Annotated in this window: 10 protein-coding genes; 8 read left to right on the forward strand and 2 right to left on the reverse strand. The window is 38.1% G+C overall.

Features of this window, described 5'->3' with window-relative positions:
* Nucleotides 1–3 precede the first annotated feature (3 nt).
* From IEO70_RS17605 to IEO70_RS17615, 3 genes are read left to right on the forward strand one after another with little or no spacing between them, the layout of a single operon-like run.
* A complete protein-coding gene (locus tag IEO70_RS17605) occupies nucleotides 4–306 on the forward strand; it encodes a hypothetical protein (protein WP_190999676.1) in 303 nt (100 codons plus the stop codon).
* The gene (locus tag IEO70_RS17610) at nucleotides 306–1,592 is read left to right on the forward strand and encodes a glutathionylspermidine synthase family protein (protein ID WP_190999677.1); all 1,287 of its coding nucleotides are present in this window, start codon (nucleotides 306–308) and stop codon (nucleotides 1,590–1,592) included. Before IEO70_RS17605 ends, IEO70_RS17610 begins: the two co-directional genes overlap by 1 nt.
* Nucleotides 1,585–2,001, forward strand: a complete 417-nt coding sequence (locus IEO70_RS17615) for a DUF350 domain-containing protein (protein WP_328820963.1) — start codon at nucleotides 1,585–1,587, stop codon at nucleotides 1,999–2,001. The genes IEO70_RS17610 and IEO70_RS17615 overlap by 8 nt, the downstream gene beginning before the upstream one ends.
* 36 nt (nucleotides 2,002–2,037) lie before the next feature.
* Here the strand turns inward: IEO70_RS17615 and IEO70_RS17620 are convergent, their stop codons facing one another.
* Nucleotides 2,038–3,252 carry an AraC family transcriptional regulator gene (locus IEO70_RS17620; RefSeq protein ID WP_190999679.1) on the reverse strand — a complete coding sequence of 405 codons (1,215 nt, stop codon included), beginning with the start codon at nucleotides 3,250–3,252 and terminating at the stop codon, nucleotides 2,038–2,040.
* Nucleotides 3,253–3,468: 216 nt separating this feature from the next.
* Between IEO70_RS17620 and IEO70_RS17625 the strand changes: the two genes are divergently transcribed.
* From IEO70_RS17625 to IEO70_RS17640, 4 genes are all read left to right on the forward strand, one after another.
* Nucleotides 3,469–5,772, forward strand: a complete 2,304-nt coding sequence (locus IEO70_RS17625; RefSeq protein ID WP_235973651.1) for a glycoside hydrolase family 2 protein — start codon at nucleotides 3,469–3,471, stop codon at nucleotides 5,770–5,772.
* 102 nt (nucleotides 5,773–5,874) lie between these two features.
* A complete protein-coding gene (locus tag IEO70_RS17630) occupies nucleotides 5,875–6,876 on the forward strand; it encodes a sugar kinase (RefSeq protein WP_190999680.1) in 1,002 nt (333 codons plus the stop codon).
* Between the two features lie 364 nt (nucleotides 6,877–7,240).
* The gene (locus IEO70_RS17635; RefSeq protein ID WP_190999681.1) at nucleotides 7,241–9,007 is read left to right on the forward strand and encodes a glycoside hydrolase family 3 protein; all 1,767 of its coding nucleotides are present in this window, start codon (nucleotides 7,241–7,243) and stop codon (nucleotides 9,005–9,007) included.
* Nucleotides 9,008–9,207: 200 nt separating this feature from the next.
* Nucleotides 9,208–9,780, forward strand: coding sequence for a GIY-YIG nuclease family protein (locus IEO70_RS17640; protein ID WP_190999682.1), 573 nt, complete (start codon nucleotides 9,208–9,210; stop codon nucleotides 9,778–9,780).
* A 131-nt stretch (nucleotides 9,781–9,911) separates the two neighbouring features.
* Here the strand turns inward: IEO70_RS17640 and pth2 are convergent, their stop codons facing one another.
* Nucleotides 9,912–10,292, reverse strand: a complete 381-nt coding sequence (gene pth2 / locus IEO70_RS17645) for an aminoacyl-tRNA hydrolase (RefSeq protein ID WP_190999683.1) — start codon at nucleotides 10,290–10,292, stop codon at nucleotides 9,912–9,914.
* A 252-nt stretch (nucleotides 10,293–10,544) separates the two neighbouring features.
* Between pth2 and IEO70_RS17650 the strand changes: the two genes are divergently transcribed.
* Nucleotides 10,545–12,719, forward strand: a complete 2,175-nt coding sequence (locus tag IEO70_RS17650) for a type IA DNA topoisomerase (protein ID WP_190999684.1) — start codon at nucleotides 10,545–10,547, stop codon at nucleotides 12,717–12,719.
* The last annotated feature ends 133 nt before the right edge of the window (nucleotides 12,720–12,852 follow it).

The raw sequence follows: 12,852 nt of genomic DNA on the forward strand, positions 1-12,852 counted from the left end.
AACGTGAATAAAACAAAGAAAATGATGGCAGGGGTAATGGCATCATTGGTGTCTGTGACCGTGGCCGGCTGCGGCTCTTCTTCAGGTAATTTGCCCGCTGAGCCGAATGATTCTTCATGCCGGGACTGGGATTGGGATGAAGAGACAGGCACCTATTATTGCGATGATTCCTCATCAAGAAGCTATGGCCACTACTATTATGGCGGGAAAAAGTTTTTATCAAAAAGCGCGTTAAGCCAGGACAGTTCCTATGCTAGCTATAAATCCGGCATCGGAAGCGGAACGAAGGGAAGTTATGGCGGCTGATGTATATAGAAAAACGGCAAAACTTTTATGCTGAAATTACTGAATTTTGGCACGATTTGTATAATACAGAGTACGCTCTTTTTGATGTAAAAACAGAAAAAGAAGAGACAATCAAACGAATTCGAACCGCATCTGAGCGGATTGCTCGCATTTTTTATAAAACTTCGTCGCTGCTTCGGCAATTAGATGACAAAACATTGCTGCAGCTAGGTTATCCTGCCGCAACCTTGCGGTATCTTCGTTATAAAGGAATTTCGCATGAGAGTATCATTGCCCGTCTTGATTTAGTCGTTACAAAGAACAAAATAAAATTATTAGAATTTAATAGCGACACGCCGACTTTTATAAAAGAATGTTTTTTTGTTAATGAGTATATTTGCCGTGACTGGCAACTTCAAAACCCGAATGAAGGCTCGGAAAAACAATTGGCTGAAGGTATTCGGGAAGCAGTGGAGCAGTCGTTAAACAGCCTTGATTACATGCCTAACGGTAAAATTGTTTTTACATCGCATATTGACCATGAAGAAGATTATTTGACGACAAAATATTTATTGGAAATAAGCGGATTAAAAGCCGAGTTCATTCCGCTTCATGAATTGCAGTTGGTTGACGAGGACGTGATTCAAAATGGTGAAATTGTCGTTCCTAGAGGACTATATACACTAGACAACGAAAGAATTGATGTGCTGTATCGGCAGACGTATCCGCTCGAGTATTTAATTAATGATAAAGATGCAGCAACCGGCGCTTCAGTCGGTGAATTATTATTGCAGTTAGTTGCCAATCGGCAGCTTGCGATTATAAATCCTCCATCATCATTTTTATTGCAGTCAAAAGCGGTCATGTCGTTAATATGGGGTCTTCATGAGCAAAAGCATTCTTTTTACTCTGAAGAAGAGCACTGTTGGATCGGGCAATACTTTTTGCCAACCTTTTTAGATAAAGAACCGTTCCGCAACAATCAGGCTGCCTATGTGAAGAAGCCTTCATTCGGGCGTGAAGGGGATACGGTCAGCATTTATCAAGCGGACGGCACATTGAGGCATGAGGATGCACATAAAAATTATGCGTCAGAATTAGCAGTCTATCAGCAATATATCGACTTGCCGCAAATCGATATCCAAACAGAACAAGGGATAGAGCGGGCGAGCATCATGTACGGCAGTTTCATTATTAACGGAAAACCATCAGCAATCGGCATTCGGGCAGGAAGTCAAATTACCAATAATGCCTCCTACTACTTGCCGGTCGCAATTTGTGAACAGGGGGAAAATCATAGTGAGTGATATTATTTCATTATCAGCATTTTTAAACTTTTTGACGCATGCCGGCATCGGTTTTGTATTAATTTTAATCGGTCTCGTCGCATTTGCGTGGACAACGAAATTTTCCGAAATTGAGCTTATAAAAGCAGGCAATACAGCTGTGGCTCTTAAGTTATGGGGGAAAGCAATCGGTTTAGCCATTATCATTTATACAGTTTGGTCAGGCAGCGTCAGCTTGTTGGATGCCATTGTTTGGGGATTGATCGGAATTGTGCTGCAAGTGGTCGCATATTGGATTATCGAGCTAATTTTCCGCCCGAAAATGGACTTGGAAAAATTAGTTGAAGAAGGCAATATAGCCGTGGGTTTCAGTTTGTTTTCGTTAGGAATTGTCGTAGGTATAGTTGTCGGAGCAAGTCTGACTTATTAATAAAGCAAATAGAGGAGGGGGATGTTCCTCCTCTATTTATATTTTTTTCTGTGCTTTTGCATATTGAGATGGGGTAAGAGAGGTAATTTTTTTGAATACCCTGCTGAAATAGTTGACATCATTGAAGCCGACCATAAAAGCTATGTCAGTGATTGGAATGCTGTTATTTTGCAAAAAAAGTTTAGCCGATTCTACTCTTTTAAGATTGATGAAATCGGTGATGCTGAGTTCGGTTTCTTGTTTAAACTTTCGTGATAAGTGAGAAGGATTAGTATGAATAACGGCTGCGATATTTTGCAATGATAGAGGACTGTCTAAATGTAATTGAATATAGTCGATTGCTTTTTTGACAATGTCACTATACTTCCTTGTCGCAAACTCTTTTACAAGGTCACAATATTCACTTAGCATGACTTCAATCATTTTATTCAAATAAGGTAAATTCGGGGCCCTTTCAATTAAGATGGCGAATTTATCAGATATTTCATGAATGTAGACAGGATGAACCCCGCCTTTTTTTGCGGCGAATCGGCAAATTGTATTCAAGACTAATACTAAGTTTTTCGATGCTCTAATCGGACTTTCCGGTATCCGGTTTTCTAAATAAATATCTCCTATCTTGATTTTTAATTGTTCAACTTGCTCCTTATCGCCTTTCATAATAGCTTGTATTAGTTTCTGCTCTTGTTGATATCTTATTTCGATTAAATTAATCTTTTCATCGATTGTCGTTTTTTCCTGTTTATTCTTTTGTGCAGGTAAGACGATATCGGAAGTGATTAATTGTCCATTGATAAAGGTATGGGAACATAAATTAACAAGTAATTCTCCGATACTGCTGCTCGTACTATTACTGACGACTGACAGTGATTGATAAAACTCCTCAAGCTGTTTTCTTTCATTAATAGAAATTTGATTGCTTAAAATAATATTACTGATAAAATCTTTTTCTGGAATACTAGATAAAAAAGGGCCTACAAGGATGGCTCCGGCGTAATCATTATTTTCCCATATACCTGTTGCAATATATTGCAAGCGATAATTATTAATATAGTAGTAATAGGAATGTGGAGGGTTTTCTTTGAGTTTCTTATTAATTTTTCGATGATCGTAGTCGAAATTTTGAAGTGTAGCGGGAAGGCTTTGTTGAACGAACTGGATGACAGCGTGCCCTTCATGATTAATAAAACGCACATCTAGTTTATTGGTTGATGCAATTATACGACATATTTTTTGAAGCTTCTCAATCATGTGACTGCCTCTTTCTTCGTTTTTTCAATATTATATCGAAAAAATAATGTTAAATGAAGCAATAATAATACTAAAAAAGGCAAAATCATGCGATTTTAATTTTGGAGACCATAATATAATAAAGACACTTAATCAAATGATTAAGAAATAAAAATATTCATGCTCACAGCTTCACAATTAAATGATTATAGCCTTCGAATAGGTAAAGGAGATTACATGATGAGAAAAATAGTCAATATTAATGACGCATGGAAATTTATTAAAGAAGATGTAGTTAGCGCTTTCAATAAAGTGTTTAATGATGAAAATTGGGAAAATGTAAATGTTCCGCATACATGGAATGCAATCGACGGAGCAAATGGTTTCGATTTCTATAAAGGAGCTTGCTGGTATCGTAAAGAACTAATAATCGATACTTTAGAAAAAGGAAACCGTGTATATATAGAATTCAATGGCTCAAACAGCATTACAGATGTTTATGTGAACGGTTACCACATGGGTCAACACCGTGGCGGATACTCAACATTCCGTTTTGATATTACAGACGTTATCGAGTTCGGTAAAGAAAATACATTGGCTGTAAAAGTGGACAACACAGTTGTAGAAGATGTATATCCGCAAATGGCTGACTTCACTTTCTATGGTGGTATGTACCGTGATGTTAATTTAGTTATTACAAATCAAGTTCACTTTGATTTAATGGACCACGGTTCACAAGGTATTTACATCGTGCAGGAAGATGTAAATGAAGAAAAAGCTTCATTAACTATTAAAGCAAAATTAACAAACGATCTTGAAACAGAAAAGAAAGTAAGAGTATGGGCAGATATTTTAAATGCTGAAGGCAAAGCGGTTGCTTATACTGCAAAAGAAGTTGTGCTAGCAGCTGGTGAAAATCAAACAGTTGAAATGCCAGTTGTAATTAAAAATCCAACACTTTGGAACGGCAGAAAAAATGCTTACATGTATGAAGCGCGAATTTCTTTAACTAGCTTCAACGACACAATTGATGAACTTTCAATTCCGTTTGGTGTTCGCTACTTTGAAGTAGATCCGGAAAAAGGATTTATCCTTAATGGCCAGCCTCTTCGCTTAAACGGTGTATCTCGTCACCAAGACAGAAAAGATATGGGTTGGGCAATTACGAAGAAGGAACATACAGAAGATATGGAATTGATTAAAGAAGTTGGTGCAACTTCAATTCGATTAGCGCACTATCAGCACGATCAATTCTTCTATGATTTATGTGACCAAGAAGGTATGGTTGTATGGGCTGAGATTCCGTTCATATCTATTATGTCTAAAACAGAATTAGAAGGAATCAACGCTAAACAACAAATGGTAGAGTTAATCAGACAAAACTTCAACCACCCATCAATTATGTTCTGGGGCGTTCAAAATGAAATTCAAATCGGCGGTAACCGTCCAGAGGTTAGAAAATTAGTTAGAGAATTAGCTGAACTAACGAAAAAAGAAGATCCTACTCGTTTAACAACACAAGCAAACGTTATGTTTGTACCGGATAATGACGAGTATAATTATATGACAGATATCGTTGGCTATAATAAATATTACGGCTGGTATCAAGGTGAAGCAGAAGACTTCGGTCCTTGGATGGATCAATTCCATGCGACAAACCCTAAAGTTTGCTTAGGTATTTCTGAATATGGTGCAGAAGGAATTTTACAATACCATTCAGATGAACCAAAAGTGAAAGACTACACAGAAGAATACCATGCACTATACCACGAAAAAGTATGGAAGGCATTCTCTGAACGTCCATATCTATGGTCAACGTATGTATGGAACATGTTTGACTTTGGAGCGAACATCCGTGATGAAGGTGGCGTTCAAGGAAGAAACAACAAAGGTCTAATCACATATGACCGTAAAATCAAAAAAGATGCTTTCTTCATGTATAAAGCAAATTGGTCAGATGAAAAAGTACTTCACATTGCAAGTAAGAGATACTTCGATCGTGCTGCTGAAGCAATCACGGTGAAAATTTACGCTAACTGTGAAGAAGTGACGCTATTTGTGAACGGCACAGAAGTAGGAACTCAAACAGGTGAAGATAACATCTTCTTGTTTGAAAATGTTGCTCTGCAAGATGGCTTAAATGAAGTAAAAGCTGTATCTGGCGACTTAGAAGATGTAGCGATTTTCAATAAAGTAGAAGAAGCAAATCAAAGCTATGTATGTCCTGAATCAGACAGCGGCGGTGTAGTAGCTAACTGGTTTGAAATGCCTGAGGTCCTGGGAGACATTGAAATTGAAGAGTTAGAAATTACAGATGATGTATATTCAACTCGCTGCACATTTGGGGAGCTATTCAAGAACGCTGAGGCTAAAGCGGTTATCAGTAAATATTTAGCTGGCTTTAATGAAGAACATCCAATGTTTGGAATGGCTGAAGGAATGCAACTTGATATGTTAGCTTCTATGGCAGAAGACATGTTCACTAAAGAGTTAATGTACTTGATTAACAGAGACTTAATCAAAATCAAAAAAGCCATCTAATAACGATTTGAATTAATCTGTACTTTGGACGGCTAGATTGGCCAATCTAGTCGTTCTTAATATTACTGATAGAAGGATCATTTTGAAAGAGAGCGTATTCTAATGAAGTCAATTATGTTATTTGGAGAAATGTTATTACGTTTGACGCCGTCTAATCATCAATTATTTATTCAAGCTAACCAATTGGACATGGTTTATGGCGGTTCCGAAGCGAATATTGCTGTTGCATTAAGCAATTGGGGCGAAAGAACATCCTTTGCGACATGTCTGCCTCATAATAACATCGGCTTAGCTGCTATCATGCAATTGCGTCAATTTGGTGTGAGTACTGATTATGTTATTCAAAAAGGGCATAAAATGGGGATGTACTTCGTCGAACAAGGTCATTCTATCCGACCGACAGAGGTTACGTATGATCGACAAAATTCTGCTTTTGTTGATGCTGTGCCGAGCGATTATCAATTGGAAGAAATGCTGGAACAGGCTAAATGTCTGCATGTAAGTGGTATTAGTCTTGGGGCAAGTAAGCGAGCGCGTGAAACGACAATGGCACTTGTAAAAATGGCTCACCAGAAAAAAGTTAAGGTTAGCTTTGATTTTAATTATCGTGCAAAACTATGGAGTCTTGAAGAAGCGAGAGAAGCATTCAGAGAAATTTTACCTTATGTGAATGTTTGCTTTGGCAGTCATCTTGATGTTTTGACTATTCGTCAAGAGAAAAGAAAGGTCGATTCATTCGAAGAAAAGCTTCAAATCTTGCAGGAATTCCAGCAGGAGTATCAATTTGATAAGATTTTTACGACCGAAAGAGAACTCCTTGCCAATAATGAACAGAAGCTTAGTTGTGCAGTAATTACGGGTACGGAAAAGCACGTGCTTGGACCTGTGAAAGTCAATGTACTTGAACGCATCGGTACAGGTGATTCATTCGTTGCAGGGGCATTGTACGGATTAGTGAATTCGTATAGTTTAGCTGAAACATTGGATTTTGCCTTATCTTCTTTTGCATTGAAGCACACGATTATTGGTGACTTCCAAATTGCCAGCAAAGAAGCTGTACAAGGTTTTAATCTTAACGGTATGGATACAGTTATTAAAAGATAATTTCGCAGCCTCTCAAAAATTACTTTTGAGAGGCGTTTTTCATGAATAGGTATGAGTTCTCTCATTAAATGAGAGAAATTAAAAATAATATATAGAAATTATCATTTATGTATGCTAGTATACTAGTATAGTAATGAGACGGAGCTGATTTCATTGATGTAAATATTGATGAAAACGATCTTATTATTTAGAGAGTCAGGGGAAGCGGAACTTTGTAGTCTGCTATAACTGATTCAAAAGCATGTGCACAACTACATTTGTGAAAAGTTGAACATGTTGATTACTGAGAGAATCAGCTATCTCATGATCCATTCACTTTCTTACAAGATGAATGAAGCTATAGAATTAAGGGAGAGAGTATACGATGAGCAAAGTAGATTTAAAAGCAAAACCGTATAATTTATCTGATGAAGATATTAAATGGGTACAAGATACTATTGCATCAATGACAATTGAAGAGAAAATCGGACAATTGTTTGTAAACATGGGTTCTAGCCGTACAGAAGAATATTTAACAGGCATGCTTAACAATTACCATATTGGAGCTGTTCGTTACAACCCAGGTAAAGCGGAAGAAGTTTATGACCAAAATAAAATTCTTCAAGAAAACAGCAAAATTCCATTGTTAATCGCTGCCAACACAGAAGCTGGCGGAAATGGTGCTTGTGTAGATGGAACAGAAGTTGGACTAGAAGTAAAAATCGGTGCAACAAACGATGCAAAATGGGCATACGAAATGGGACGCGTATCTGGTGTTGAAGCATCTGCTATCGGATGTAACTGGAGCTTTGCGCCAATCGTAGATATCAATAGAAACTGGCGTAACCCAATCATTTCAAACCGCTGCTTCAGTAACGATCCTGATGTAGTATTAGAAATGAGCTTAGCGTACATGAAAGGTATCCAAGAAAGCGGGATCGCTCCTGCAGCGAAACACTTCCCTGGAGACGGAATTGATGAGCGCGATCAACATTTATCTTTCGCGCCTAACCACTTATCTTGCGAAGAGTGGGATGCAACTTTCGGTAAAGTATATCAAGGCTTAATCGATGCTGGTCTACCATCAATCATGGCAGGTCACATTCATCAGCCAGCTTACTCTAAATTCTTCAACCCTGAATTAAAAGATGAAGATTTATTGCCAGCAACTCTTTCTAAAGAGCTAATCACAGACTTACTACGTGGGAAATTAGGATTCAACGGTGTTGTTGTAACGGATGCTAGTCACATGGTTGCGATGACATCTGCTATGAAACGTAGCGACATGCTTCCTACTGCAATTGCAGCTGGTTGCGACTTGTTCTTATTCTTCAACGATCCGGATGAAGACTTCGGTTACATGATGGATGGATACAAAAACGGTGTTATCACTGAAGAACGCCTAGAAGCAGCTCTTACTCGTATCCTAGGTCTTAAAGCTTCATTAGGACTTCACAAAAAAGCGAAAACAGAAATCATGATGCCAAAAGAAGAAGCAATGAAGCAAATTGGACGTCCTGAAAACGTTGCGCTATTTAAAGAAGTGGCAGACCATGCAATTACATTAGTAAAAGACAAGCAAGACATCTGGCCTGTTACTCCTGAAAAGTACAAACGTGTATTACTAGTCAACGTAAAAGGCTCTGAAAGCGCATTTGGTAAGCTAATCAGCGGTGGTAAAGCTAAACCGGTTGATATGTTAAAAGATGAACTTGAAGCAAAAGGTTTTGAAGTAGAGATTTACGAATCACCAATCGAAAAAATCTTTAAATTACCAGAAGAAGAACAAATGAAGCACATTATGAGTGCTTATGCAGCAAAACGCCCTATCAAAGAATTAACGGATAAATATGATCTAATCATTAATGTTGCAAATGTAGGTATGGGTGATGTCGTACAACGTATGGTTTGGAATGCTCTAAAAGGAACGCCTGATATTCCATTCTATATCCATGAAGTACCAACAATCTTCGTATCTGTAAATTCACCATTCCACTTAGCAGATGTACCTCAAGTGAAAACTTACATCAATGCTTATGATGGCAAAAAAGGTACGCTTGAAGCACTTGTAGAAAAAATGATGGGTGAATCTGCATTTAAAGGTGTAGACCCAGTAGATGCATATTGCGGTTTATTAGATACTAGAATCTAAAAAATAGTAGCTTCCATATAAAAACACCCTTAAATGGTAACAAGTCAGATACCAGTCAAATAAGCATATTAACATGCTATTCCAAAAACACTGCGGAAACGCAGTGTTTTTGCATAGCATAAATGAATCTAGAGGAATTATTTTTTTATAAAAGAATAAATGTTATTTAAGTGTGAATATTGTAAGAGGGGTGATTTAGTTTGTCATTTATTAAAGGCCGTTTAATCAGTATTGGGCTTAAAACTAGAAATAAATTGATGGCTCAATTAGAGAATAATATTGCTCCAGAAAAGCTCGTTTCCAAAGAAAATATTAGAGAAATATCCAAGGAAATTTACAGCGAGGTATTTAGTAGCAAGTTTCATTCTGAATCCGAATGCACAAAAGAAATAGAGGAATATATACAGATTAACCTTAGAAAATATTTAGATTCAATATCAGAATCATTAACAAAGAAAGAGAAAATAAGGAATAATATTGGCGGAAAGTTTAAATGCGGTCTGATTTACTTAATTAGACGTAAAAAAGATGATTTGGTGAAAATCGGATTAACCACTAATTTTCTAAGGCGGCTTAAAGAATTAGAACTATCAAATATGTCTACGTTAGAGGTTTTATTTCTTTCATATACAGATGATGTATACAAAAAAGTATCGGTGTATCACAGACACTTTAATTCTAAAAAAATAACCGACGACTGGTTCGAGCTTGATGAAGAAGATATTTCATACATAATTAATAACGAGTTAGGTAAGATTGGTAATTTTAAGTGAACTTATTAAAAGCAACCGAATGACAGTCAAGCAAGTTGTTGTTATTATTATTTATATACAGAAAAAAGTGAAATGGACGGTCCATTTCGCTTTTTTCATTATTTGACTTGAAGCAGGCAAGAATGCAAATATTACAATAACTTCAAATGGCCGGTTACTTCATCCACTTGATCTCTCTCGCCAAGAATAGCAAGACATGTATCTGTTTTGATGCCATTGAACATGGTCAAACCGTTATCGGTGATGAGTCTTACGGCTAATCCTTTTTCCTTGGCTAGGTGATAAATCGTATACAATTCATCCAAACTTTCTACATAAACAGTCACTTTTACAAATGTTTCATCAAACCATTTGTTTAATATTTCTTTGTGTTTTTCACTGCCGTTGTATTCAATCCACTTTACAACGCCTAAAGAAGCATGGCTTCCTTGAGCCACGTATTTTCCTTTTGTCATTTCTAAATCTTTTCTCATGACTATAACCATCTTAGTGGTGCTGGACTTCTTTTCCATTCGGGTATCTCCTTTACGTAAAAATTACACAACTCCATTTTATTTTCCCATCTTCCTATTGGTGCCTAAGTATCTGAGAAAATAAGCAAAATTTAATAGAAAGTTCTTGATCAATTCACCTTTCTAAAATGGAATAATGGTAAAATAGACTTTTGATTTAGTCGGACATCGAAAAAATTAAAGGTATATAATAGAAAATGCAAAGAGGAATAGGACTAATGAATTTGCTGTAGTAAAGGGAGGTACATCTTTATGGGGAAGCGATTAATTATTGCAGAGAAGCCTTCTGTTTCGAAAAATATTGCAGATGCATTGAAGATTAAAGGGCGCCAGGATGGCTATTTTGAAGGAGAAGACTATATTGTCACTTGGGCATTCGGTCATTTGCTTCAGTTGTACGATGCGAAAGATTATGATGACAAGATGGGGAAATGGCAAATGGACAATTTTCCGTTCATTCCCCAAGCTTTCAAATATAAAGTGAAGAGCGACCCGCGCAAACGGGACAAGCCGGACAGCGGAGCGCAAAAACAGCTGAAAATTATTCAGCATTTAATGAAACGACCGGATGTTGATGCAATCATTTCTGCTTGCGATTATGATCGTGAAGGGCAAGTGATCGGAGACAGCATTATTTACAATATCGGCACGAAAAAAGAAGTGTATCGTTTGTTGCTGAATGAATGGACGCCGGCAGAGGTCATGAAAGGTCTCGATAATTTGAAGCTGAATACGGAACTGAGACCGCTTCAGGATGCAGGTGTCAGCCGCCAGTGGTCCGATTGGCTGATTGGCATTAACTTAACGTCTGTTGCCACGCTGAAATATCAGAAGGGCAAAGGACAGGTGCTGAACGTCGGACGTGTGATTATGCCGACGTTAAAAATTATTTATGACCGTGATAAAGAAATCGAGAACTTTGTTCCGGAAGGCTATTATAAGCTGGCTGCTTCGTTCCTTACACAAAAGCAGGAAGAATTTCAGGCGACTTATGTAGAGGAAAAAGAAGAGAAGTTTAAAACGAAGGAGCAGCTCGAGGAAGTTAAGCAGGCGATGAACAATTCCACAGCGACGGTTGTTGATAAGCAAGTTGAGCGCAAGAAGGAATATCCACCATTTTTGTTTAACTTGTCGAACTTGCAGGGGTATGTGACGAGCAAATATAAGGGCTGGACGTCCGATAAAGTGCTGAAAGTGGCGCAGTCCATTTATGAGAAAAAATATATTACGTACCCGAGAACAGCCAGTACGGCGCTTGAGGAAAGTTTGACGGAGAAAACAGCTAAGGTGCTGAATGCTGTGAAGCAAGGCCTTCCTTATGAGCATGAAATTAAGTTTAGTAATACGAAGCGGATTTTCAATAATGCCAAAGTTGAAAGTCACAGTGCAATCATTCCGACATATTTGATTCCTAAGTCGCTGACGGCTGATGAGCAAATTGTATATACAGCGATTAAAAACCGCTTCATTATGCAGTTTATGCCGCTTGCTGAGCATGAGGAGACGCGTGTTCATGTAGGGATTGATAACCCGGCAATTAAGGGGCAATTTACCGCTAAAGGGCGCGTGCAAATTATCGAAGGTTGGCGTCAAGTCGAGAAAATCGAATCGAAGGATACGACGCTTCCTTTTGTCGAGAAAGATGAGAAGCTTGATATCGTCAAAGCAGACGTGACTTCGCACGAAACGAAGCCGCCAAAGCATCATACGGAGAAAACATTACTGCGGGTGATGGAAACGTGCGGTAAAAATTACGACGACGAAGAGGCAGTGCTGAGTGGTTTCAGTATCGGTACGGCGGCGACAAGGGCGGAGACGATCAAAAAGCTTAAAGATATCGGCTACATTTATACGGAAGGTAAGAGTCTGCTTTGTAGCGATCTTGGCGTCAAAATGGTCGAGACATTTCCGATTAAAGAACTGTTTGACTTGGAGTTCACCGGCAAGCTGGAGAAGGCCTTATCCGATATGGAGAAGAAGCAAGTGAGCCGTGGAGCGTTTATTAATTTTATCGCTGATTTTACTGCTAAATCGGTTTCAACGATTAAACAGGATGAAGATATTATTATTTTGCATGCGACATCGAAGTCGGACGACAATAAAAAGTTCGAATTTCTTGGTAAATGCCCGCTTTGCCAAAGTGCGGTCGTAGAAGGGCAAAAAGGTTTTGGCTGCTCCAACTGGAAAAATGGCTGTAAGTATGTGATTTGGAAAAATGATAAGTTTTTGGCAACGATGAAGAAGAAGCCGACAAAAACGATGGTGAAGCATTTGCTGAAGGACGGACAAGCACTCGTGAAAGGCTTGACGAGCAAAAAGGGTAATAAATTCGATGCCATCATGAAGTACGAAAAAAATCCGGATAACGATTATTTCAGCTGGAAAATGGAATTTGTCGAGAACCAACAGCAGGAGAAGAAAAACTAAAAAACGAAGAAAGTGCTCTGGGTGGACTGCTCCCTGTCAAGTAGACAGTGGAAATAATAAAAATTGAACTAAGCGGCTTGAGCTCTGAATTCTAGAGGGCTCAGGCCGTTTAGTCGTTTTTGATAACGTTGAT

Source organism: Peribacillus faecalis (assembly GCF_014712675.1).
In the GTDB taxonomy this organism is placed as follows: Bacteria; Bacillota; Bacilli; order Bacillales; family DSM-1321; genus Bacillus_AD; species Bacillus_AD faecalis.